Origin of the sequence: Photobacterium phosphoreum, assembly GCF_002954725.1 — a bacterium.
Lineage (GTDB): Bacteria > Pseudomonadota > Gammaproteobacteria > Enterobacterales > Vibrionaceae > Photobacterium > Photobacterium phosphoreum.
This window is the reverse complement of the sequence record NZ_MSCQ01000001.1, coordinates 1,756,224-1,781,499: the sequence shown is the minus strand read 5'-3', so window position 1 is coordinate 1,781,499 and position 25,276 is coordinate 1,756,224. Positions and strand designations below refer to the sequence as shown.

Genomic DNA, 25,276 nt, shown 5'->3' with positions numbered 1-25,276 from the left:
TTATTCTTCCTCAATGTTGGGTTGTACTTTATTGGCTTGCTGGGCTGCTTTACGGGCTTTAGCACGTGCAACGGCTGCGGCAACCGCGGCTTTTTTAGGATCAACTGCAACGTCAGTGTCTACTTCGGTTGTTGGTTTAGCATCAACGGCAGGCTGAGTCTCAGTGGTTGATTGTGCCTGCTGAGCTGCTTTACGGGCTTTAGAACGTGCAACGGCTGCGGCAACCGCGGCTTTTTTAGGATCAACGGCAACGTCAGTGTCTACTTCGGTTGTTGGTTCAGCATCAACCGCAGGCTGAGTCTCAGTGGTTGATTGTGCCTGCTGGGCTGCTTTACGGGCTTTAGCACGTGCAACGGCTGCGGCGATAGCGGCTTTTTTAGGATCGCTTTCAACGTTAGTGTTCACTTCAGCTGTAGGCTCAGCAGCTGTTATTTGTTGTTGCTGGGCAGCTTTACGGGCTTTAGCGCGTGCAACGGCAGCAGCGACAGCGGCTTTTTTAGGATCGCTTTCAACGTTAGTGTTCACTTCAATCGTAGGCTCGGCAGCAGCTGTTGCTTGCTCTTGTTGAGCGGCTTTACGGGCTTTAGCGCGTGCAACGGCAGCAGCGACAGCGGCTTTTTTAGGATCGTTTGCAACGTCAGAGTTCACTTCAACCGTAGGCTCGGCAGCAGCTGTTGCTTGCTCTTGTTGAGCGGCTTTACGGGCTTTAGCGCGTGCAATGGCAGCAGCGACAGCGGCTTTTTTAGGATCGTTTGCAACGTCAGAGTTCACTTCAGCCGTAGGCTCAGTGGCAGCTGTTGGTTGTTGTTGCTGGGCAGCTTTACGGGCTTTAGCGCGTGCAACGGCAGCAGCGACAGCGGCTTTTTTAGGATCGTTTGCAACGTCAGAGTTCACTTCAGCCGTAGGCTCAGTGGCAGCTGTTGGTTGTTGTTGCTGGGCTGCTTTACGCGCTTTAGCACGTGCAATGGCTGCGGCAACCGCGGCTTTTTTAGGATCAACGTTAACGTCAGTGTCTACTTCGGTTGTTGGTTTAGCATCAACCGTAGGTTGAGTCTCAGTGGTTGATTGTGCCTGCTGAGCAGCTTTACGGGCTTTAGCACGTGCAACGGCTGCGGCAACGGCATCTTTTTTATCGCTAGCTTGCTCGGGTGGTTGCTCTGTAACGGTTTGTTGCTGCATTAACTCTGCATGCTTAGCCGCTTTTTGTTCACGAGCTTGCAGTTTACGTTGTTTACGCAGTGCTGCCATTTCGCTGTTGTCTGGTATTGCCTCTTCTGATACTGAAGCGGCTTGTTTCGCTTTTGCTTTAGCAATAGCAGCAGCAACAGCAGGCTTTATTGTTGGGGTTGCAGTATCAGTTGCTGCTGCTTGTTTGGCTTTCACTCGGGCAATGGCTGCGGCAACGGCATCATCTCCACCAGCTGTTGCCATGTGTTGGCGACGATCGGTAGCGGCTTTAGCAAATCGATTTTCACGCTCTGCTTTATCGCGATCCATCCGCTGTTGTTTGGCTTCAAAACGTTGACGAGCGCGTTCGGCACTCATTTCATCTTGTTTACGTTCCCAAATTTCAGCTTTAGCTTGGCGATAATATTGCACTAACGGTATTTCACTTGGACAAACATAGGCACAAGCACCGCATTCAATACAGTCGCTTAGGTTATATTCTTCACATTTGTCGTAGTTTTTATCTTTGGCATACCATTGTAACTGCTGTGGTAATAATGAAGCAGGGCAAGCATCAGCACAGGCAGAACAGCGAATACAGGCCATTTCATAAGTATGCAGCGGTAATTCTTTACGCTTAGGCGTTAAAATACAGTTGGTAATTTTGGTAATCGGGACGTTTGCATGTGGCAAGGTAAAGCCCATTAATGAGCCACCAATAATCACCCGCGGATATTTTTTATCGGCTTTATAATCAAACTTTTCAAGCAAATAAGCAATCGGTGTACCAAGTAAAGCAAAGACATTACCGCGCTGTTTAAAAGCCTCACCGGTTAAGGTGACCACGCGTTCAATTAATGGCTCGCCATTAACAATTGCACGTTTAATTGCAAATGCAGTACCTACGTTTTGCATAATAACCCCAATCGAGGTTGAACGTGCTTGGCTTGGTACTTCGCGGCCGGTTAATAGCTTCACTAATTGTTTTGAGCTACCTGATGGATATTTGGTCGGAATAACGCGAATAATAATATTATCGTCTTCGTTGACACAGGCTTCTAATGCTTTGATCGCATCAGGTTTATTATCTTCAATACCAATTAAGGTTAATTTGGGCGAGATAATATGACGTAAAATGCGAATGCCTTCGATAACTTCATCGGCATAATCTTGCATTAGTCTGTCATCAGCGGTGATATAAGGTTCACATTCAGCCGCATTGATAATCAGAATATCAACATTACCTAAACCCCCTTGCAGCTTACGTGCTGTAGGGAAACCTGCGCCACCTAAACCTGCAATTCCCGCTAAACGAATAGCTTCAATAAGCTCTGCAGGATCGCGATCTTGATAGTCGGGATATTGCGTTGCATGACACCAAGTATCTTGGTTATCGGTTGCAATCACGATACATAAATCGGTTAAGCCTGAAGGGTGAGCGGTAGTACGTTGCTCTATCGCGGTGATAGTACCAGAACTTGGCGCATGAATAGGTACACACATCGCAATATCACCTTGCGTCAGTGGTTGGCCTTTTAATACGTAATCACCAATATTGACGATAATATCGCCACGAGAGCCAATGTGTTGCTTTAACGGTAATATTAATTCTTGAGGAATGCCTGCAGCCTTAATGGCTTGCTTACTCGACAATGCTTTGTTTTCAGCAGGGTGAATACCGCCATGGAAATCCCATAGCTTACCTTGTTTAATTTGTTCAATAATTGAGAGCATGACTACGGCTTAACCTTTTCTACATTCACTGTCGCAGCAATATTAACAACCGGTATTTGGTTGAGTTGCCATTTCCAGTTATCCGGTGTTTCTTCTACTGGGATCATTTCAATACAGTCTGTAGGACAAGGAGAAACACAAAGATCGCAGCCCGTACATTCATCTTTTATTACTGTGTGCATGGCTTTAGTGCCGCCGACGATTGCATCGACTGGACATGCTTGAATACACTTTGTACATCCAATACACATATCTTCATGAATAAACGCCACTTTTTTAATGCTGTTAGTCACTTCGTCAGAAGCCTGAGGCACTTCAACCCCCATTAGGTCGGCTAACTTTTCAATGGTTGCTTGACCGCCAGGGGGGCATTTATTAATGATTTCGCCATTCGCTATTGCTTCAGCATAAGGACGGCAACCAGGAAAACCACATTGGCCACACTGTGTTTGCGGCAAAATAGCATCAATTTGCTCAACAATCGGATCAGCTTCAACTTTAAAACGTACTGAAGCAAAACCTAAAATAATGCCAAATATTGCCGCTAAAACGGCGAGCACAATGGCAGCAATTAAGATCCCGCTCATTACAATTTCACCAATCCAGTAAAGCCCATAAAGGCAAGAGACATAAGACCTGCCGTTATCATGGCAATTGAGGCACCTTTAAATGGTGCAGGTACATCAGCAGCAGCAATACGTTCACGCATAGAGGCAAACAATACTAATACCAATGAGAAGCCCACCGCTGCACCAAAGCCATAAATAACGGATTGAATGAAGTTATGGTGCTCATTGGTATTTAATAAAGCCACACCTAACACTGCACAGTTGGTAGTGATCAGCGGCAGGAAAATACCTAATAAACGGTAAAGTGTTGGGCTAGTTTTATGCACCACCATTTCGGTAAATTGCACCACAACTGCAATCACGAGTATAAAGCTAAGCGTACGTAGATATTGGATACCAAGAGGTACCAAAATGTAGGTTTCAACGAGATACGCACACACAGAAGCAAGGGTTAGCACAAATGTTGTTGCTAAGCCCATTCCGATTGCTGTTTCTAGTTTCTTAGATACGCCCATAAAAGGACATAAGCCTAAGAATTTAACGAGTACAAAGTTGTTAACCAACACAGTACCGATGAGGAGTAACAGGTATTCAGTCATACCGAGTTCATTATCATTGCAAGAGATCTTAACATTATCTGATTTTGTGAGCCCTATAACAACTCCTCAAGGGTAAGGTTTTATCTATTAATAGTATTAAATTTGAGTAGTTGATTGAAATATAAGTTTTTAGTTAAATAAAAATCTTCTTTTAACCTTATTGTTAGCGATCTATTGTTGCTTAAATGTATTGGTTTTGATTTTTATGGGACTGAAGATGTGTTTATTCAGTGAATAAACTGATAATTATTATGAAAAAATAAATGTTTTTTATTGAAGTTTTTGCAAATTGTGATTCTGGCGGTTGTAAAGTTAGTCAATTCTGCGTTTGATATAGCTGAGTTTTCTATAAATAGTCTTCGTGATTACACGGATGATTAATAAACATAAGCTATTAGGATGGAACAATGGATATTTTATTACTTAGTAACGGTAAAATTGCTGGTAACACTCATGTGATGGAATTTGCCGCTGATGCAATTATCGAGCAAGTAAAACGTACTGGAGCGAAGCATTTTGTTGTGATCCCATACGCTGTTGTTCGTTCAAGTCATGATGATCGTGTTGCATTAGTTCAAGCAACATTTGATAAATTAGGATTAGATTGTATTGCAACGGGTTTGCACCGTGCTGAAGATCCTGTCACGGCTATTGAGCAAGCTGATGGTATTATTGTTAGCGGTGGTAATACTTGGGTACTCAATAAAACCTTACATGATTTAGGGTTAGTAGGTCCAATTCGTAAAGCGGTATTGAAACAAGGTAAGGCATATATTGGTTGGAGTGCGGGCACGAATATCGGTTGTCCAACTATTCGTACAACGAATGATATGCCAATTGTTACTGGTGCTATTTTATCGTCATTAAATTTTGTCCCTTTCCAAATTAATCCTCACTATTTAGAAGCGTCTGTTGAAGGTCATATGGGCGAAACCCGTGATGAGCGTATTGAAGAGTTTCTTGAAGTTAATCAACATGAGCCAGTGATTGGTATTCCTGAAGGTACATGGTTGGCTATAACCGACAATAACATTAGTTATCATGCTGCTAACGGCAAGCCATTAAAATTCTTTAGTTATGGTAATGAGCCAATTTATTACCAACCAGGTGATGATGTACAGTTCCTGATGAATCTTAGTTATTAAGGTTATTGTAACAAAAGTTAACATCGAGAGAGGCTAGCCATTTAGGTTAGCTTTTTTTTTGTTTTGATAAAAAACACTTGATTTTTAAGAAGTGCCTAATGGTATGGGTTTTTAGGTGTTGTCCACAATTTCTGTGGATAACTATGCTGAGATGGATCATTGTTTAGATTGGTGTGAATAAAGTATTTGATGAGTAAATTAGCTTTGAAAGCAATGGTGACAGGGGGCTATTTGCTAGCGTAAATATAAATTTATTACTATTAATGAATAAATATAACTATCTATAGTGTGATATTAAATACCAACAAATATTGTAAAAGCTGTGGATGATATCGGATTTATTGTCATCAATGTGGAGTAATTAATAAAACGAGTCATCGACGAGACGATATACAAAGAATAACATTTCATAAGGAAAGTAATGATATTGGTTGAATATTAAGAGGTGGATATAATTAAAAAGTGTTTTATGAGTAAAAAGACATAAAATACAATGAATAATTTATTAATACATTATAAAATTTAATTTTAGCTATAAGAATAAATAACCATTAGATGTTTGTATCTAATTGAATAAAAACAGATTTTATTGTTTATTCATGTGGCTGTTATGTTTGCATGATAAATTGCGGCACTATCTATTTAGCTTGGTTATTTATGCTGGCTAATATATTCATTGACCAGTATTTATTATCGATGATCTTTTGCTTATTATTTTGTGGCATTAAATATTTCTGTATTCGTTATTGTCTTCTGTTTCTTCTAATCCAAAAGTTAGTAAGAGATGAAATATTTGATGTCAAAACAATGACATATTTTATATGTAGATATCTGTTTTTATTTTTAATTCAACATTAGTTGATTTGCTTCGGTAATAAAATTTAAAAGTCCAAAGGGGGCCTAGTGTTAATACTAGGTTGTGACTTTTACTGTTAAGATTGAGTTTGGTGTTCAAATTTTAATAAGTTATATTTTATTACTGAAGCTATTTTTTCTGCCATCTGCCATCTGCCATCTGCCATCTGCTACTACATTGAGTATTCACTAACTTATCCAAACCAGTATTGACATTATTGGGTGGGTGCTCACAATGATAGACAGTATTGTTATTACGGATATATGTAATGAGTAAGCTGTTTAGCCTTGTATCTGATTATTCTCCTGCGGGTGATCAACCCACGGCAATTGCACAATTAATGGATGGACTCGACTCTGGTCTTGCACAGCAAACGTTACTGGGAGTGACGGGATCAGGAAAAACGTTCACGATTGCAAATGTCATTGCTCAAGCCAACCGTCCTACCCTTATTATGGCTCCTAATAAAACCTTAGCCGCTCAGCTATATGGTGAAATGCGGGATTTTTTCCCTGACAATGCGGTTGAGTATTTTGTTTCTTATTATGATTATTATCAGCCAGAGGCTTATGTACCGACCACCGATACCTTTATTGAAAAAGATGCATCGGTAAATGCCCACATCGAACAAATGCGATTATCAGCAACAAAAGCATTAATGGAACGGCGTGATGTTATTATTATTGCCTCTGTTTCTGCTATTTATGGTTTAGGTGATCCTGAATCGTATTTGAAAATGATGTTGCATGTACGTCGCGGTGATGTACTTAATCAACGTGATATTTTACGTCGTTTAGCCGAACTTCAATATAAACGTAATGATGCTGTTTTTGAACGCGGTACGTTCCGTGTTCGCGGTGAAGTGATTGATATTTTCCCTGCTGAATCGGAAAAAGAAGCGATTCGATTGGAATTGTTTGATGATGAAGTTGAAGTTATTTCATCATTTGATCCTCTGACAGGCGCAATTATTCAACGGAACTTAGCCCGTACGACGATTTATCCCAAAACACACTATGTGACACCAAGAGAGAAAATATTAGAAGCCATTGAAAAAATTAAGCTTGAGCTAACCCAGCGTAAGCAACAATTACTCGATAATAATAAATTGGTTGAAGAGCAGCGTATTTCGCAGCGAACGCAATTTGATATCGAAATGATGAATGAGCTCGGCTTTTGTTCTGGTATTGAAAACTATTCCCGTTACCTCAGTGGACGAACAGAGGGGGAGCCGCCACCAACCTTGTTTGATTATCTTCCTGCTGATGGTTTATTAATTATTGATGAATCCCACGTTACTGTTTCTCAAATTGGTGCCATGTTCCGTGGCGATCGTTCACGTAAAGAAAATTTAGTTGAATATGGGTTTCGATTACCTTCCGCACTTGATAACCGTCCGATGAAGTTTGAGGAATTTGAGTCATTAGCCCCTCAAACTATTTATGTCTCAGCCACGCCGGGTAATTATGAAATAGAAAAATCAGGCAACGATATAGCGGAGCAAGTGGTGCGGCCAACAGGTTTACTTGATCCTGAAATTGAAGTCCGTCCTGTCGCTACTCAGGTTGATGATTTATTATCGGAAATTCATATTCGATCAGTAAAAAAAGAACGGGTATTAGTCACGACGTTGACGAAGCGGATGTCTGAAGATCTCACTGAATATCTCACTGAGCATGGTGTGAAAGTACGTTATCTTCACTCTGATATTGATACCGTTGAGCGGGTTGAAATTATTCGTGACTTACGTTTAGGTAAGTTTGATGTGTTAGTTGGGATTAACTTACTGCGTGAAGGGCTAGATATTCCAGAAGTGTCTTTAGTTGCCATTTTAGATGCTGATAAAGAAGGTTTTTTGCGTTCAGAAAGATCATTAATTCAGACCATGGGACGTGCTGCTCGTAATATTGAAGGAAAAGCTATTTTATATGGTGATCGAATTACTGGTTCAATGGAACGTGCGATTAATGAAACCCAACGTCGACGTGAAAAGCAAATAATTTATAATTTAGAGCACAATATAACCCCTCAAAAGCTTAATAAGAAAGTGGGTGACTTATTAGAATTAGGTGCTCCAAGTGGACGGGCTAAGTCACGCAATAAAGCCGCAGATTTACATAAAGTAGCGGAATCAAAAGGGACGTATTCAATATTAACTCCGCAACAATTAGAGCTTGAAATACAGCGTCTCGAAAAACAAATGTATGACTTCGCGCAAAATTTAGAATTTGAACAAGCGGCTGACACGCGAGATAAAATTCATCAATTAAGGCAGCAGTTTATTGCTAACAGTTAATGATTATCGTAAGTGAAGTGGCATTGTTAATAATATGCTTTTAAATCGTATTATTGAGGCAAAAAAAAAGCCAGCCGATAAAGAGGTTCGGTTGGCTTCATTGTTAAGTGAAAGAATCCACAAACAACGTCAGTTGGCTAGGTTGACTCCTAAGATGAGAGTCAGTGTTAATAATGCATACTGTATGCCAACTTTTAAAAATGGGTGTATTAGGCTTTTTTTATGAATTGATGCTGAATATAGTGTCTTTATTTGTCGTGTTATCAGCGCAGAAAAATAATGTTTTCGCAAAATGCGAACCATTATGCAAAGCAATCTGGCATAATATAAAAAATACAAATTAGGAACCCAGTTTCTGTTGAATTGATTACAATTAGTTTACAGGGGTTCGTTTTTGGAGGAGCGATGGAAAGCATTACACGACAACGCCAAGTCTTAATGGTTGAAGATACCGCGTCAGTGGCTGCCTTATATAAATCTTACTTAAATCCCCTCGGACTCAATGTTAGCATTGTGGGGACAGGTAAAGACGCACTAGGTTTTATTAAAAATATTATTCCTGATCTAATCTTATTAGATCTCCGTTTACCCGATATGACGGGCATGGAAGTATTACAACAGGTTCGACAAGATCACGGTAATATTCCTGTAGTTATTATGACAGCTCATGGGTCAATCGATATTGCCGTTGATGCTATTCGGCAAGGCGCCCAAGATTTTTTAATTAAACCTTGCGAAGCTGATCGGTTACGCATCACTGTTAATAATGTATTTAAAGGCAACACTAAATCATCATCTAATACTCCCTCAAAACAATCTGATGGCGCGCAATATCAAGGATTTATTGGTAATAGTTTACCAATGCAAGCGGTATATCGTGTTATTGAATCTGCTGCGTCAAGTAAAGCAACTGTGTTTATTATGGGTGAGAGTGGTACAGGGAAAGAAGTGTGTGCAGAGGCTATTCACGCAGCGAGCCCAAGACACGATAAACCCTTTATTGCTTTAAATTGTGCGGCGATCCCCAAAGAACTTATTGAAAGCGAATTATTTGGTCATGTAAAAGGTGCATTTACAGGCGCATCCACTGAACGCCAAGGTGCCGTTGAAATGGCACATAAGGGCACTTTAATGTTGGATGAGTTATGCGAAATGGATTTGGATTTACAAAGCAAATTGCTGCGTTTTATTCAAACGGGGACGTATCAAAAGGTAGGATCATCTAAAACTTGCCATGTTGATGTTCGTTTTGTGTGCGCGACCAATAGAAACCCATGGCAAGAAGTCCAAGAAGGACGTTTTCGAGAAGATCTTTATTACCGTCTCCATGTGATACCGATTACATTACCTCCTTTGCGTGATCGTGGTAACGACATCATCGAAATCGCTCATGCATTACTTGGATTAATGTCATTAGAAGAAGGTAAAGACTTTAGTCGTTTCTCAAAAGAAGTTTTACAACTTTTTGAGTCTTACTCTTGGCCGGGAAATGTGCGTGAGTTACAAAATATTATTCGTAATATTGTTGTGTTAAATACGGCAGAAGAAGTAACGAAAGAAATGGTGCCACCACCCATAAATGCTATTGTTGGTGCGGAAATTGCTTCACCTATGTCGATCTATCCACAATTGAATACGTTAACGTCTACAGTGAACACATCATTTGTTGATGAAATACAGAAAGATAAAGTTGAACCTCTTTGGATCGTTGAAAAACGCGCCATTCAATGGGCAATTGATGCTTGTGACGGTAATGTTCCTCGAGCCGCAGGATTATTAGAAGTAAGCCCATCAACAATTTATCGTAAATTACAAACTTGGCAAGAAACTGCGGGTAGTAGGGAGATTGATTAATGGCAACTAATATAAATGCAGAAACATTAAAAAGATTGTCAGCGGAAGTTGGTGCTGAAACAGTAGTGATACTGCTTAATGTTTTTAGTGATGAACTTGAACAATATTTACAGAAACTATCAAGTCAGCCATCAGTGAATCAAATCGGAGAAATTAGCCACGCAATTAAAAGTAGTGCGGCAAGTTTTGGGGCTGATGATCTGGCATTAATGGCGCAAGAATGTGAATACCGCGTCAGACAAGGCCAAGATGACTGGATGATTGACCATTTGCCTCAATTTAGACAAATGGTCGAAGGAATGGCAGTTGAGTATAAACAATTAGCGGGAAGCAATGAGTCTATCAACCGCATGCTTTAGTTTGTTGCGGTCATGACGCCATTCATGATTATTAGAGGCTAAATTAAGTACTATTTGCTGATATTGAGGTGCGAGTTGTGGCTGATGTACGTCAGTAATGATGGTATCAATGACTCTTCCTGCCATTGCGCGTTCACACCAATGAATCATCGTTTCAAGGCTCATTTCTCCAGCTGGGCCTTTTTCTTTATCAAGATTCGTAATAAAAGCAATTTTTGCTGTACTGACTTTCAATGCTTGTTCAATATCACGCAATAGTAATACCGGCATAATACTGGTTAAAAAGCTACCTGGGCCTAATAGGATAATATCTGCTTCCATTATGGCACTAACGGCTTCTTTAGTTGCGGGTATTGCAGGCTCTAAATAAAGGCGTTTAGGGATTTCAGCTAATTCATCAACGCTGGTTTCACCTCTAATGATTTTACCACCATAAGTGATTGCAGCTAAATCTGAAGGGTGTTCAGACATTGGAATAATATACGGCTTAACATGAAGCATATCGCGAATCAGATTGATGGCATCGAGAGGACGAATACAAAGATTGTCCAGTGCAGTGAGCATCAGGTTACCAAGATTATGACCATTAAGTTCGCCGTTGCCACGAAAACGGTATTCAAAAATCATTGAACCAATAGACGGTTCGGTAATGAGTTGATTAATACAATTACGCATATCTCCCCAGGCAATCCCACCCTGACAAGCACGAATACGACCCGTTGAGCCACCGTTATCTGTTGTGGTTACTACACCTGTGACTTGTGAACCATAATCGGATAACGATGATAAAACACGACCTAGTCCGTGGCCGCCACCAATGGCAACAATACGAGTTACAGCTGTACTCTCTATAGACATAATATGGGTTCTAATTATTATTTTATGAGTATATTTTAACAAATGATATGGATTAGTGCATTTATTGGTTTATGTTCATTTTAATATGAGAAATATTAGCGATGGGGTGAGTTAATGATGGGTTTGAATCATGCTCATTAAGTAATCACAGGCATGAAGACAATCAGGATGATTGAGTAAAATTTGTTTTTCTTGGGCGGGTACTGGTAATATTTCAAGCCAGCGCTGGCACAACCAGCTTAAATTATTAAATTCATGTTGGTAGTGTAACTTTTTTAAATCGGGATGTTTGTTAAACATGACTTTTAATCGTACCGCGAGTAATTGCTGTTCTGTGGCGATACGATGCACAGGCCATTGAGGAAGTTGTTGGCATTTTCCCCATATAATATCATTATCACATTCTTCAATAGTTGTAATTTTAAACAGTTCTTGTCCGTAAATATTTAATTTAATCAAGTGGTTGTTTGGTTTTTTGTTAAAGTCCTCAATCGTAACGCGGGTACCAATGTCGTATATCTGTTGTTGTGACGATTTATTGCTAACCATACAAATACCGATGCCAATCTTTGATGATAAAATAGCTTTTAATATTGCGGTATGTGTAATTGAAGATAAATGGAGTTGCATCCGTCCCGTAGGCAGAATATGGCGTTTTTGAAATAATAAAGGCATATTTAGAGTAGTCATGATGACACTATTGTTTGAGATGTCTTCTTTTGTAGACAAGCAAGTCTGGTGCCGAAGTCGAACTAAAACGTTATTAATAAATCAACTGACTGATTTTAAATAAATAAACAATCACGGTTTGATTATTCTTGTTGAGAAATCATGACTACTCGGTCATATTTACGCGCAAAATAAAAACCATTATGCCTAGTGACTTCACTTCGTTTGATCAATCCATAATTGAATACTGTCGGTTGGCAATAATTCTAAGTGGCCAAAATCATCAAAATACCAACCTTTAATTAATCCTTTATTACGCATTTCGATAAAATTACCGAGTACCTGTTGAGCAGCCGTATGCGCAGAATCCGAATCAAGACTTTCTTCTCGTTGTAGATAAAGAGCAATATCATCCAGTGTTGCTGATTCGATTATATTGGACATAAATCCTCCACTATTGACATCATTTTAGCGTTAAATACCTAACTAGTATTGTCGTGTTTCAGCTCGAAAGGTAGAATGTCAGCCTGTTTTTTTCAGTTATTTGTCAATTTTCGAAAAACTCTGATACTTTTAAATAAGACATGCCGTTGTGTAACATTAATAGTTCATCAACGACTGATGTGCATAACTGCCATAACTCCGAGCTTTTTTCACTAAGTTGCTACGCGCTGTTTGATTGATTCATAAAAGAATAATCAAGAGTCAATAAGTGATTAACGCCAGTGACATAATGTCACCAGGGTTGGTTTAGAAATGAACTGGCCTCCCGCATTTGGAAAGGTGTTCCGTGGCTAAACAATTAGAAGATAGTTTTCATCGTAAATTTTATTATTTACGACTCTCAGTTACCGATGTGTGTAACTTTAAATGTACTTACTGCCTGCCTGATGGTTATCAACCGACGGATAAGAAGAAACCTTCTTTTTTAACCTTGGATGAAATTCATCGAGTGACAGCAGCTTTTGCTGATTGTGGTACAACCAAAGTACGTATAACTGGCGGAGAGCCTAGTTTGCGTCGTGATTTTACTGATATTATTCGTACCGTAGCGAGCCAACCAGGCATCACTAAGGTGGCGACGACCACTAATGGCTACCGTATGGCGAAACATGTCCATGAATGGCGTCAGGCAGGGCTCACACACATTAATGTCAGTGTTGATAGTTTAGATCCTAAAATGTTTTACCAAATTACCGGTGAAAATATGTTTCATCAGGTAATGGAAGGCATTGATGCGGCTTTTGATGCTGGATTTGAGCAAGTTAAAATTAATACCGTATTACTGAAAGATCTTAATTCTCAAGAACTGCCGAAGTTTTTAGAATGGATCAAAACTCGCCCGATTCAATTACGTTTTATCGAGTTAATGCAAACTGGTGAAATGGACAGTCTTTTTAGTAAACATCATGTTTCAGGTGTGAGTATTCGTAATCATCTCATTGCGAATGGATGGTTATTGAAAGTTAAAGATAATAATGATGGCCCGGCACAAGTTTTTTATCACCCTGATTATATTGGTGAAATTGGCCTTATCATGCCATATGAAAAGAATTTTTGTGAAAGCTGTAATCGTCTTCGTATTTCAGCCAAAGGTAAATTACACCTGTGTCTATTTGGTGAAGATGGTGTCGAGTTACGCGATTTGTTGGCAGATGATAGCCAGCAGCCACAACTCATTGAGCGTATTCAAACCAGTTTAAACACAAAAGCGGTCAGCCACTTCCTCGATGAAGGTAAAACGGGCATGACGCCAAACCTTGCATCTATTGGCGGCTAAATAGTACGAAGAATGATAATAAATAATAAATAAGCAATCGAGATAAGCATTTTGATTGTGTTTAAGTTATTGCTTTTATTGGGAATATAAAATGAATCAGTTTACCCATATTAATGCTTCAGGTGAAGCTAACATGGTTGATGTTTCGGCAAAAGCTGAAACAGTACGAGAAGCGCGCGCAGAAGCCTTTGTACACATGGCACCCGCAACATTAGCATTGATTGTTTCAGGTCAGCATCATAAGGGTGACGTGTTTGCGACAGCACGTATTGCGGGTATTCAAGCAGCCAAGAAAACATGGGATTTAATTCCATTATGTCACCCATTATTACTGACGAAAGTTGAAGTTCAGTTGCAAGCGATACCTGCTGAGAATAAAGTTCGTATTGAATCTTGCTGTAAGCTTGCTGGTAAAACGGGCGTTGAAATGGAAGCATTAACAGCGGCATCTGTTGCGGCGTTAACCATTTACGATATGTGTAAAGCGGTTCAAAAAGACATGGTTATTAGTCAAGTACGCTTACTTGAAAAAACGGGCGGAAAATCAGGTCACTTTAAGGCAGAAGCATGATTAATGTATTGTTTTTCGCTCAAATTAAAGAGTTAGTAGGTATTGATAAGATTGAGGTTGCAGCGGAATTTGCAACCGCTGATGATTTACGTCAAGCCTTGTTAAGCCGTGGTGATAAATGGCAGTTAGCGTTAGAGTCAGGCAAATTATTGGTTGCGGTTAATCAAACAATTTGTCACTTAGATACTGCGATTAAAGATGGTGATGAAGTCGCTTTCTTCCCACCCGTTACTGGGGGTTAATATGATTTCAGTTCAACATGAGGATTTTTCTGTTGCTGATGAATACACCAAACTTGCTGAAGGTAATGAAGCGGGTGCAGTAGTAACGTTTATTGGTAAAGTACGTGATTTTAACCAAGGTGATGCAGTAACAGGTTTATCGTTAGAGCATTATCCTGGTATGACAGAAAAAGCGCTGCAAGACATTATTGTGCAAGCGCGTAGCCGTTGGCCGTTATTACAAACACGTGTTATTCACCGTGTGGGTGATCTTGATTTAGGTGATCAAATAGTTTTTGTTGGTGTAACAAGTGCTCATCGTGGTGCTGCATTTGAAGCCTGTGAATTTATTATGGATTACTTAAAAACCAAAGCACCGTTTTGGAAGAAAGAACAAACGCCATCAGAAAGTCGCTGGGTCGATGCGCGTGAAACTGATAATTCTGCTGCTGATAGATGGTCGTGATAACAATTTGATATATAAAAAAGGAGCTAATTTTAGCTCCTTTTTTTTATGCTTTGTTATCGATAACGGTTAACGATAAATATTATTTCTTATTTTTATTCTTATCTTTATTGGCGGTTGTTGTAGGTACGTAACTTGTACGAAAACGGGATGGACTTGGTCGTGAAATGCAGCCTGTAGGTCTCATAATTTTACTCTTATTCTCACCGTATGAAATGACAGAGGTATTACTAAGAATTTTAGGGTGGTGCAGGATATATTTCTTAGTGGATAAATAGTAGCGGGCTTATTAGCTAATTTATAGGATCTTTACCAGCTTATGATGTTGTTAGATAAAATAATCTATCTGTTACTGTTTTAAGATCCTTTTGTTATTAATACGCAAAAATACAGTGAATGAAGCGGTAAGATCATGATTGATGTGCCATATTTATAAGGTGAAGATTTAGAAAGATATTATTTAGCTAGTATAAGGCCAAGTAGTTGAAGTAGTAGTAAAGGTCTGCTGGCATCATTTAACAGCGGAGAAGTTGATAATGCATAAACGAATGTCTTGTAAAAGAGTCAAACAGATGATGGCGGATATTGGTGTTAATGATAATCATCATCATGACAATGAAGATCAGCTATTACTGGAACAAAAAGAGCAAGCGGTGAGTCAAGACAAGCAGCTTATTAAACTGGATAGCGAAAGTAAGTAAACATTATGCAGTATTATATAGAAGGGCATTACTTAGGTAGTGCCTTTTTTTGTGTCTAATTTGTAATGTTATTGTTTCCATTATGGTTAGTTGTGAGGCGTTTTATTGGTTTTATATTCTAATTTAGGATTGATGTACAAATTATAACCATAAAAAAGTAATAATGAGCTCATTTTGATAATATTAATATCTTTAACCTTACCAATGATAGGTGTAAAAACCTATAAATGTAACATTTATCTAGTCAATGTTACGTGTTGTTAAGTAAATGTTTGGTATTAAATGTGTTTCATTTGTCTGTTTGTGGCTAATTAATATAACTCCTGTTAATGTTTTAGATAATTCTTCGGTTTGGTAGTTGTTCTCTAGGATAGAGAATTACTATTTTGTTATTAATTAATATGACCTGCTGAGAATGTCATGGACGTTATAATTGATGTATTGGAGTTAATACATGTATAAAAATAAAATTACCCAAGCTTTGTTACTTGGTGCAGGCCTCGTTGTTGCTCTTCCTTCTTTTTCAACTTTTGCAGCACAAGTTCCCACTGATATTAAATTAGCGGATAAACAAGAATTAGTACGTGCGAATGGCACTGAGCCAGAATCGCTTGATCCGCAAAAAGTATCTGGTGTACCTGAATCTAATGTTATTCGTGATTTACTTGAAGGCTTAGTTAATCAAGATGCTGAAGGCAACTTGGTCGCTGGTGTTGCTAAATCATGGCAAACGACAGATAACAAAACGTGGATTTTTCATCTACGTGATGATGCTAAGTGGTCGAATGGTGATGCGGTAACCGCTGATGATTTCGTTTATACATGGCGTCGTCTAGCTGATCCAAAAACAGCGTCACCTTATGCGTCATACCTTGATATGACCACCATGTTAAATGCCACAGATATTATTGCAGGTAAAAAATCCCCTGAGACATTAGGTGTTGAAGCCGTTGATGCACATACATTAAAAGTAATATTGGATAAGCCATTATCTTATTTTGCGTCAATGCTTGTACATACCTCAATGAAGCCTGTTAATAAAAATGCTGTTGAAAAGTTTGGTGATCAATGGACTAAAGTTGGCAATTACGTATCTAACGGTGCGTATCAGCTTGATAACTGGGTTGTGAACGAACGTATTGTATTAACCCGTAATAATAATTACTGGAATAATAAAGCGACAGTGATCAATCAAGTGACATTCTTACCGATTGAAAACCAAGTTGCTGCAATGAATCGTTTTCTTGCTGGTGAAGTGGATATGACGTATGAAATGCCTAATGAACATTTCAAGCGTTTAACCAAAGATTATCCGCAAGATGTCAAAGTAACCCCTTATTTATGCTCTTACTATTATGAGTTTAATACGGCACGTAAACCGTTTGATAATAGCGATGTACGTAAAGCGTTATCTTATGCTATCGATCGTGACGTATTAGCGAAATTTATTGTCGGTAAAGGTGAAACGCCTGCGTATAACTTTACGCCGTTAGCAACTAACGGACTTGAAGTTGAAATGCCTGATTACGCTAAATTAAATCAAAAACAACGTTTAGAAAAAGCTAAAGCATTATTAGAAGCGGCTGGGTATAACCAGAATAATCCGCTGACATTTAAAGTGTTGTACAACACCTCTGAAAACCATAAAAAGATAGCGGTTGCGATTGCATCAATGTGGAAAAAAAGTTTGGGTGTTGAAGCACAATTAGAAAACCAAGAGTGGAAAAGTTATTTAGACAGTAAGCGCCAAGGTAACTTTGATGTGTCTCGTGCAGGTTGGTGTGGTGATTATAATGAAGCCTCAACGTTCTTAGCGATTATGCGCACTGGTCACTCACAGAACTACCCTAAATATGCTAGTGCTGATTATGACAAAGCGATTGAGGATGCCATTCTTGCCCCAACAGCGGCAGATCGTGCAGCCGATTATAAACGAGCAGAAGCAAGTTTAGCGCAAGATATGCCAATTATGCCTATCTATCACTATGTTAATGCGCGATTGGTTAACCCTCAATTAGGTGGTTACCCAATGAAGAATGCAGAAGATAATATCTACTCTAAAGATATGTACTTCATCGCTAAATAGTACGCTTTTCATAATAATAATTAGCTGCCTTCTACTATGAAGGCAGCGCCCGCATGCACAGTAAATACGGTAGCTTTATATGATTAAATTCATTGCTAAAAGGATTTTAGAAGCAATACCGACACTTTTGGTATTGATCACTATCTCATTTTTTTTGATGCGCTTCGCCCCTGGTAGCCCTTTTACCTCAGACCGCCCTTTACCACCGGAAGTTCTTGCCAATATTGAAGCAAAATATGGTTTAGACAAACCTGTTTCTGAACAATACATCACCTATTTAGGCAATATTGTTCAAGGGGATTTTGGGCCTTCATTTAAATATAAAGATTTTACAGTTAACGAATTAGTCTCTAAAGCCTTACCCGTCTCTGCCAAAATTGGTTTTTTTGCGTTTATTTTTGCATTGGTGATGGGGGTGACTGTCGGCACCATTGCCGCATTAAAACAAAACACGTGGCTTGATTACACCATCATGTCCACTGCGATGGCGGGGGTGGTGATGCCATCCTTTATTCTCGCCCCTGTATTGATTTATATCTTCGCCATTAATTTACAGTGGCTACCTGCTGGTGGCTGGCAAGATGGATCGTTCAAGTTTGTTATTCTGCCAATGCTAGGGATGGCATTACTGTATGTCGCTACCTTTGCGCGTATTACCCGTGGCAGCATGATTGAAACCTTAAACAGTAACTTTATTCGTACTGCTCGTGCTAAGGGATTGAGCTACCGACATATTATATTAAAGCATGCTTTACGCCCGGCATTGTTGCCTGTGGTGTCATACATGGGACCTGCTTTTGTCGGCATTATTACGGGCTCTGTTGTGATTGAAACTATTTTTGGTCTGCCCGGTATCGGTAAGTTGTTTGTCAATGCTGCTTTTAATCGTGATTACTCGTTAGTGCTTGGTATTACGATTTTGATTGGCTCATTAACGATTATCTTCAATGCTATTGTCGATATTGTGTTAGCGATGATCGATCCTAAAATTCGTTACTAAGAGGCTGATAATTATGATTTTAACAAAAAAAGATAATATTGAAGCGCTGGAGAAATTTTCAGAAAGCCTTGAAATAGAAGGTCGTAGTTTATGGCAAGATGCGCGCTCACGTTTTTTCCGTAATAAAGCAGCGATGGTGTCACTCGTTATTTTAGGACTAATTACACTGGCGGTTATTTTTGGACCTATGGTGAGCCAATATGCGTTTGATGATACTGATTGGTATGCGTTACATGCCGCGCCATCATTAGGGGCAGAAGGGCATTTCTTTGGTACCGATAGTCTAGGGCGCGATCTTTATACGCGCACATTAGTCGGCGGTCGAATCTCATTGATGGTTGGTTTATTAGGTGCTTTAGTGGCAGTGGTCATTGGTACACTTTATGGCGCGGCTTCGGGTTTTATTGGAGGTAAAACGGATCGGGTCATGATGCGAATATTAGAAATTTTGTATTCGATTCCGTTTATGTTTTTTGTGATCGTATTAGTGACCTTTTTTGGTCGTAATATCATGCTGATCTTTATCGCTATCGGGGCTATTTCGTGGCTGGATATGGCACGTATTGTTCGTGGTCAAACCTTGTCGTTACGAGGTAAAGAGTTCATTGAAGCAGCCCATGTTAGTGGTGTTAGCCGCTGGCGGATCATTACCCGTCATATTGTGCCAAACGTGTTAGGTATTGTTGCTGTTTATTCAACCTTGTTAGTACCCGCGATGATCTTAACTGAATCCTTCTTAAGTTTCCTTGGGCTTGGAGTACAAGAACCAATGACAAGTTGGGGAGCATTATTGAATGAAGGCTCACAAACGATGGAAGTGGCTATTTGGCAGTTATTGTTTCCTGCTGGATTTATGATGATCACATTGTTCTGTTTTAACTATGTCGGTGATGGTCTACGTGATGCGTTAGATCCTAAAGATAGATAGAAATAAGCCGCGATCCATTTTATTGATCAGTGCCGTTTTTATTGATCACTTTTTATTGATCACTACAGTTAGATGAATAAAGTGGTTATCGCCAACATCATTCACTGGATAATAAATAATAACCGAAGCGAATGTACGGTGCTTATTGTTGATCACAAGGAAGTAGTATGAGTTTGTTAGAAGTTAAAGACTTACGGGTTGAATTCACCACACCAGATGGCAATGTTACAGCGGTCAATGATCTTAATTTTTCGCTAGAACAAGGTCAAACTTTAGGTATCGTTGGTGAATCTGGCTCAGGTAAAAGCCAAACCGTATTTGCAATCATGGGGTTATTGGCTAAGAACGGCATTATTAGTGGTAGCGCTAAATTTGAAGGCCGTGAGATTTTAAATTTATCTGAAAAAGAATTAAATCGCATTCGTGCTGAACAAATAGCGATGATTTTCCAAGATCCAATGACGTCATTAAACCCGTATATGAAAGTCAGTGAGCAACTGATGGAAGTGCTAATGTTACACAAAGGCATGAGTCGATCTCAAGCTTTTGAAGAATCAGTAAGAATGTTAGATGCGGTTAAAATTCCAGAAGCTCGTCAACGTATTAGCATGTATCCGCATGAGTTTTCAGGCGGTATGCGTCAACGAGTGATGATAGCAATGGCATTACTATGTCGACCAAAGTTGTTAATTGCAGATGAACCAACAACGGCACTTGATGTGACGGTACAAGCGCAGATCATGACGTTATTAAATGATCTTAAATCTGACTTTAATACTTCGATCATTATGATCACCCACGATCTTGGTGTAGTGGCAGGTAGTTGTGACAAAGTGCTAGTGATGTACGCTGGACGAACGATGGAATACGGCGATATTAATGATATTTTTTATCGTCCTAGCCATCCATATACCGAGGGATTACTACGTGCGATACCACGTTTAGATACCGAAGGTGAAGATCTACCAACGATTCCAGGTAATCCACCGAACTTATTACGTTTGCCTGTTGGCTGTCCGTATCAAGAGCGTTGCCATCGAGTATTGTCGCGCTGTAAACAAGAATCACCACTATTAATGCCGTTTGCACAAGATAGATTACGTGCTTGTTTTGCTGATATGGGAGCATAGTAATGAAGACGGAAAAGAAATTATTATTGGATATTACCAACCTTAAAGTACATTTTAATATTGCGTCTAAATCAGCATGGCCTTGGAGTCAACCTTCAAAATTAAAAGCGGTTGATGGGATTAATGTGTGTGTGTATGAAGGTGAAACCTTAGGTGTTGTGGGTGAATCTGGCTGTGGTAAATCGACCTTTGCACGTGCCATTATTGGCTTAGTAGAAGCGACTGAAGGGCAAGTGGTATGGCTAGGACAAGATCTGACCAAGCTTAATCACAGCGCTCGACGTGAAACTCGCAAACAGATTCAGATGATTTTTCAAGATCCATTAGCATCATTAAATCCACGTATGACCGTTGGCGAAATTATTGCAGAGCCATTAAAAGCATTTTACAGCCAATTATCAGCCGAAGAAATCAAACAACAAGTACAAGCAATGATGACAAAAGTCGGACTATTACCGAACGTAATCAATCGTTATCCTCATGAATTTTCTGGCGGACAATGTCAACGAATTGGTATTGCACGTGCGTTGATTTTAAAGCCTAAAATGATTATTTGTGATGAGCCAGTATCAGCTCTTGATGTTTCTATTCAAGCGCAAGTGGTGAATTTACTTAAGTCGTTGCAAAAAGAAATGGGACTAAGTTTAATATTTATCGCCCATGATTTGTCGGTTGTTAAACATATTTCTGATCGAGTATTGGTAATGTATCTAGGTAATGCGGTTGAGATGGGAGACAGTAAAGCTCTGTTTGCTAACCCTCAGCATCCTTATACTAAGGCCTTAATGTCGGCGGTGCCGATCCCTGATCCACAGTTAGAGCGTAATAAACATATTGAGCTGTTAGAAGGCGATTTACCGTCACCGATGAACCCGCCATCGGGCTGTGTTTTTCGTACTCGTTGCCCTAAAGCGGTTGCTATTTGTGCTGAGAAAAAACCACAACTGCAAGGTACTTATCAGCATGTGGTCGCATGCCTAGAAGCTTAATTTTTAATATATGAATAACGCTCAGTGATTAACTGGGTGTTATTCTTCTTTAGGGAATTTTGGTGGAGATTTGAAAATATAATTATTTAATTGCCGTTGTAACGCTTTTTTATTTTCGGCTTTATTTTTTTTATTGCGATATAATATTTTATCGGCACGTACTAAGGCATTATGTAACGTTTCGTTTTTTTCAATAACAGTACAGCCTGTTGAAATTGATATTTTAATATTGTAATGACAAAAGTATCCACTAAAAATAGCCAATTCTAAGCGATCTGCCATTACTAATGCCTGTTCTAAATTAGCATTAGGTAAAACGATACAAAATTCATCCCCACCGAGCCGAATACAAAGATCACTATCTCGTGTCATATCATTAATAGTTGATGATATATGCTTTAATGCTAAGTCACCAATGTTATGACCATAGGTATCATTAATTATTTTAAAATCATTAGCATCAAATATAATTATTGCCGTGGGTTGAGATTTATTATTATTTTCAGTAACGATATCTTTAATAATAGTATCCATCACTCGGCGATTAAATAACCCAGTGAGTAAATCAGTATAAGCTTCTAATTGATAACGTTGTTTTTGAAATTTATGACGTTTTAATACTACATTCATATAATTGATAATAATTAACAAAGAAATACATAATATTGTTATTTTTATCGCAAAGCTTACAAAAAACCACGGTGATATATCAGCAAAAATTAATGTTTGCTTATTTAAATGAGTATGCACAGGAATTGGCGGCAATAGGTGACTGCTATAGCCATCATAAATTTCAATTTTTTGATTTTTGTTTATATTATAAAGATAAAAGTTGAGCGAAGATTTTAATTTTTTTGGTAAGGTGATTGATTTTATTAGTGATTTTACAGGAATATCAACACCAATATCACCCACAATTTCGTTATTACTATAAACGGGAGATTTAATGGTAATGACTTTTTGGTGAGAGAAAAAATCCATATAAGGGTAAGTGTAATACATCCCTTTTTGTAATTTATTGAGTTGTTGAGACATCGAGTGTTGATAATTATAAAAATCGGTTAAAAAATATTCTTTGGTGGTATTAAATTGATTTGCTGGAATTTTAGATGATAGGTAGAAGTACTTTAAAGCATGCGAAACATAATAGTAATTATATACAATCGGATGATTTTGTTGTTCTGCCCATAGTTCATCTAACACGACAAATAAATGGGTATCTTTTTGAATTAATTGATTAGGAAATCCAGGGCCTATTAAACTGCCATTGAACAAATTATTAGGATAAATGCCTCGATTAAAACCAAATTCTTTTAATTTTGGGTAATAATGAATATCTGCGAGTACTTGTAATTGTTTATTTTGCTTATTAAAATCAGCAATGGATTTTGTTGCAGTATTCGCATAACGTTTATTTCGATATGCTAATGAATCTGCTGTTTTTTTTATTTGATTTAGGTTTGCTTCTATATATAAACGTGTTTCATTTATTTCTTGATGTAAACTAAATCCGACGATTACTATTAGTGCCAGTAGATTTAAAAAAACAGTTAAACTACGTCTGATCATATTATGATTACATAAAATATGTTCAATTTTCCATTTTGAATTGTGCTTTTCTAATATATGCTCTTCAGGCTTAGACATTAAAATTCTTATCATTAGCTAATAAATAAAACGGTATTGGCTTACTGTATAAAAATCCTTGATGGTAACGAATACCGAGATCTATCAATATTTGTGCTTGCTGCTTTGTTTCAACACCTTCTGCAATCACTTCCACTTCTGCTTTATCAGCAAATGCCACTAACGACTGAACGATGGTATTAGCAGCCAAAGAGTCAATGTCATCAATGAAAACTTTATCTATTTTAATCGTTGTTGCTTGTAGTTTTTGTAATGCTAAGAAATCACAATACCCGTTGCCGACATCGTCCAATTTAATTTGAATGCCCATTGCATTGAGTTTTATACAATTTTGTTCTGCTTGTTCGATATTATCAATCGGAGAGCGTTCAGTTAACTCAAAAGCAATATTATGTGGCGCAATATGATAATGGGCTAGGGCTGAGCGTGTAATCTCAATTAACTCAGGATCTTGCAGTACACTGGCACTGATATTGATACTGAAATAATAAGGTAGCGTTTTACCATGTTGCATCTCTAATTTACGAATATCACGTGCAACAGTATTAATTAATTGAAAGGTTAACGGTGTAATAACACCATTAGCTTCACATTGAGGAATAAACTCATCAGGTAGAATAACTTTACCTTTTTTAGTTTCCCAACGAATTAATACTTCATAACCGCATGTTATGCCTTTTTCAGCATCAATAATAGATTGGTAATAAGGCACTAAATGTTTTTGTTTGATCGCATTGAGTATTAAGAATTGAATAATACTGGTGCTGTGATAGCGACGATATAGCATCACTAATACAATAAAAATAAGACCACTTAAAATAAACAGCAAAAAGGGCTTAATGTGAGCACGGTAGCCAGTAATTACTTCTGGAGTAACATAATATTTTATCCATGCTTTATTATGAAATGGTATTGATAAAATAGGTTTAACCATATCATTAAGGGCATTATTTTGAACTAATGGATGTGAAAATATGATCTTGGAAGCATGTTTTGTATCGCTGGTATATAAAGAGATGCCATTATTTTCGATAACTTGCAACCAGCAGTTATCACAAGCATCTGATAATAAAGAATTAATGGGCTGCTTTTCTATGTCAACGGTAATAATTCCGCCAACCACTTTTTTACGGTATTGAAGAATTGATTCATCATTATCGGCATTTGCGACAAGAATAACTTCGCGATTTAATGGGATTTTTTCAGTTAATGGGTCGTAAAGTTTACTGAGATTATTGTGATCACCACAGATTTTACCTGAGTCAGTTTCCAAGCTAATACTACGAATATTTGCTGAGTAATAGCTGGCGCGCTCGAGCTCTGAAATGTCTTTTTTATCACAAGAATAAGAAAGGTGATATTGGAGGTTATCAAGCAAGATAGAAGTAGATTTAATGCTTTGTAAATAGTTCTCAGTCCGTTGATGCTCAAATAATTCAAGATTATATTTAAACAGTTGACGACCAACAGTATGCGAAGTAAGTGCTAACACCACTAAACCGATAGTGATAAGTAACATCACTAATGTAATGTTATATAATGAAATTGAAGGACGTCGAATGATCACGATGAGATAACTCTACTATTATATTTGCCAATTAACATAATTAAGATAGCAAAAATAAATTCGAGATGCTTCTGAAGAGTTATG

Annotated in this window: 22 protein-coding genes and 1 riboswitch; of the genes, 14 read left to right on the top strand and 8 right to left on the bottom strand. The window is 38.4% G+C overall.

The genetic code is table 11. The features are described from left to right. From rsxC to rsxA, 3 genes are read right to left on the bottom strand one after another with little or no spacing between them, the layout of a single operon-like run. Window positions 1-2,901, bottom strand: a complete 2,901-nt coding sequence (gene rsxC, locus BTO21_RS07705) for an electron transport complex subunit RsxC (RefSeq protein WP_105026754.1) — start codon at window positions 2,899-2,901, stop codon at window positions 1-3. A gap of 2 nt (window positions 2,902-2,903) precedes the next feature. Continuing rightward, entirely contained in the window at window positions 2,904-3,488 is a 585-nt protein-coding gene (rsxB, locus tag BTO21_RS07700) for an electron transport complex subunit RsxB (RefSeq protein WP_045027800.1), read from the bottom strand. Then, the gene (rsxA, locus tag BTO21_RS07695) at window positions 3,488-4,069 is read right to left on the bottom strand and encodes an electron transport complex subunit RsxA (RefSeq protein WP_036793848.1); all 582 of its coding nucleotides are present in this window, start codon (window positions 4,067-4,069) and stop codon (window positions 3,488-3,490) included. The genes rsxB and rsxA overlap by 1 nt, the downstream gene beginning before the upstream one ends. Before the next feature lie 407 nt (window positions 4,070-4,476). Between rsxA and pepE the strand changes: the two genes are divergently transcribed. The 4 genes from pepE to BTO21_RS07675 all read left to right on the top strand — a co-directional run bounded on the left by pepE (window position 4,477) and on the right by BTO21_RS07675 (window position 10,579). Next, window positions 4,477-5,214 carry a dipeptidase PepE gene (pepE, locus tag BTO21_RS07690; protein ID WP_045027804.1) on the top strand — a complete coding sequence of 246 codons (738 nt, stop codon included), beginning with the start codon at window positions 4,477-4,479 and terminating at the stop codon, window positions 5,212-5,214. 1,124 nt (window positions 5,215-6,338) lie between these two features. Beyond that, window positions 6,339-8,366, top strand: coding sequence for an excinuclease ABC subunit UvrB (uvrB, locus tag BTO21_RS07685; RefSeq protein ID WP_045027806.1), 2,028 nt, complete (start codon window positions 6,339-6,341; stop codon window positions 8,364-8,366). A gap of 405 nt (window positions 8,367-8,771) precedes the next feature. Beyond that, window positions 8,772-10,220, top strand: a complete 1,449-nt coding sequence (gene luxO / locus BTO21_RS07680) for a quorum-sensing sigma-54 dependent transcriptional regulator LuxO (RefSeq protein WP_045027808.1) — start codon at window positions 8,772-8,774, stop codon at window positions 10,218-10,220. After that, on the top strand, window positions 10,220-10,579 hold the full coding sequence (locus BTO21_RS07675; protein ID WP_045027810.1) for an Hpt domain-containing protein: 360 nt from the start codon (window positions 10,220-10,222) through the stop codon (window positions 10,577-10,579). The genes luxO and BTO21_RS07675 overlap by 1 nt, the downstream gene beginning before the upstream one ends. On the opposite strand, the gene yvcK is transcribed toward BTO21_RS07675, so the two are convergent. From yvcK to BTO21_RS07660, 3 genes are all read right to left on the bottom strand, one after another. Next, window positions 10,541-11,437 carry a uridine diphosphate-N-acetylglucosamine-binding protein YvcK gene (gene yvcK, locus BTO21_RS07670; protein ID WP_045027812.1) on the bottom strand — a complete coding sequence of 299 codons (897 nt, stop codon included), beginning with the start codon at window positions 11,435-11,437 and terminating at the stop codon, window positions 10,541-10,543. The two genes, BTO21_RS07675 and yvcK, sit on opposite strands and share 39 nt — an antisense overlap. Before the next feature lie 111 nt (window positions 11,438-11,548). Then, complete coding sequence (locus BTO21_RS07665) at window positions 11,549-12,127, bottom strand: LON peptidase substrate-binding domain-containing protein (protein ID WP_065193482.1); 579 nt, start codon at window positions 12,125-12,127, stop codon at window positions 11,549-11,551. A 195-nt stretch (window positions 12,128-12,322) separates the two neighbouring features. Beyond that, window positions 12,323-12,550, bottom strand: coding sequence for a hypothetical protein (locus BTO21_RS07660; RefSeq protein ID WP_045027813.1), 228 nt, complete (start codon window positions 12,548-12,550; stop codon window positions 12,323-12,325). 184 nt (window positions 12,551-12,734) lie between these two features. Further along, a riboswitch (molybdenum cofactor riboswitch) is annotated at window positions 12,735-12,908 on the top strand. On the opposite strand from BTO21_RS07660, the gene moaA reads away from it, so the two are divergent. The 10 genes from moaA (at window position 12,897) to oppF (ending at window position 21,978) form a co-directional block, all read left to right on the top strand. Then, window positions 12,897-13,886 (top strand): GTP 3',8-cyclase MoaA, encoded by a 990-nt coding sequence (moaA, locus tag BTO21_RS07655; RefSeq protein WP_045027815.1) that lies wholly within the window; start codon window positions 12,897-12,899, stop codon window positions 13,884-13,886. It overlaps the preceding riboswitch by 12 nt. A 91-nt stretch (window positions 13,887-13,977) precedes the next feature. After that, on the top strand, window positions 13,978-14,457 hold the full coding sequence (moaC, locus tag BTO21_RS07650) for a cyclic pyranopterin monophosphate synthase MoaC (RefSeq protein ID WP_045027816.1): 480 nt from the start codon (window positions 13,978-13,980) through the stop codon (window positions 14,455-14,457). After that, complete coding sequence (gene moaD / locus BTO21_RS07645) at window positions 14,454-14,699, top strand: molybdopterin synthase sulfur carrier subunit (protein WP_045027818.1); 246 nt, start codon at window positions 14,454-14,456, stop codon at window positions 14,697-14,699. Before moaC ends, moaD begins: the two co-directional genes overlap by 4 nt. A 1-nt stretch (window position 14,700) precedes the next feature. Then, window positions 14,701-15,144, top strand: a complete 444-nt coding sequence (gene moaE, locus BTO21_RS07640; protein WP_045027820.1) for a molybdopterin synthase catalytic subunit MoaE — start codon at window positions 14,701-14,703, stop codon at window positions 15,142-15,144. 548 nt (window positions 15,145-15,692) lie between these two features. Further along, entirely contained in the window at window positions 15,693-15,845 is a 153-nt protein-coding gene (locus BTO21_RS20065; protein WP_162270869.1) for a hypothetical protein, read from the top strand. Window positions 15,846-16,299: 454 nt separating this feature from the next. Then, window positions 16,300-17,931 carry an ABC transporter substrate-binding protein gene (locus BTO21_RS07635; RefSeq protein ID WP_045027821.1) on the top strand — a complete coding sequence of 544 codons (1,632 nt, stop codon included), beginning with the start codon at window positions 16,300-16,302 and terminating at the stop codon, window positions 17,929-17,931. A 79-nt stretch (window positions 17,932-18,010) separates the two neighbouring features. Further along, window positions 18,011-18,931 (top strand): oligopeptide ABC transporter permease OppB, encoded by a 921-nt coding sequence (gene oppB / locus BTO21_RS07630; protein WP_045027826.1) that lies wholly within the window; start codon window positions 18,011-18,013, stop codon window positions 18,929-18,931. Between the two features lie 16 nt (window positions 18,932-18,947). Next, on the top strand, window positions 18,948-19,859 hold the full coding sequence (oppC, locus tag BTO21_RS07625) for an oligopeptide ABC transporter permease OppC (protein WP_045027868.1): 912 nt from the start codon (window positions 18,948-18,950) through the stop codon (window positions 19,857-19,859). 167 nt (window positions 19,860-20,026) lie between these two features. Continuing rightward, complete coding sequence (gene oppD / locus BTO21_RS07620) at window positions 20,027-20,989, top strand: ABC transporter ATP-binding protein (RefSeq protein WP_045027828.1); 963 nt, start codon at window positions 20,027-20,029, stop codon at window positions 20,987-20,989. Between the two features lie 2 nt (window positions 20,990-20,991). Next, window positions 20,992-21,978 carry a murein tripeptide/oligopeptide ABC transporter ATP binding protein OppF gene (oppF, locus tag BTO21_RS07615; RefSeq protein ID WP_045027829.1) on the top strand — a complete coding sequence of 329 codons (987 nt, stop codon included), beginning with the start codon at window positions 20,992-20,994 and terminating at the stop codon, window positions 21,976-21,978. Window positions 21,979-22,017: 39 nt separating this feature from the next. Here oppF and BTO21_RS07610 read toward each other — a convergent pair whose 3' ends face one another. After that, window positions 22,018-23,625: a sensor domain-containing diguanylate cyclase gene (locus BTO21_RS07610; RefSeq protein ID WP_170064500.1), complete on the bottom strand. Its 1,608-nt coding sequence runs from the start codon at window positions 23,623-23,625 to the stop codon at window positions 22,018-22,020. Then, window positions 23,618-25,192 carry an EAL domain-containing protein gene (locus BTO21_RS07605; protein WP_045027834.1) on the bottom strand — a complete coding sequence of 525 codons (1,575 nt, stop codon included), beginning with the start codon at window positions 25,190-25,192 and terminating at the stop codon, window positions 23,618-23,620. The genes BTO21_RS07610 and BTO21_RS07605 overlap by 8 nt, the downstream gene beginning before the upstream one ends. Between the last annotated feature and the right edge of the window lie 84 nt (window positions 25,193-25,276).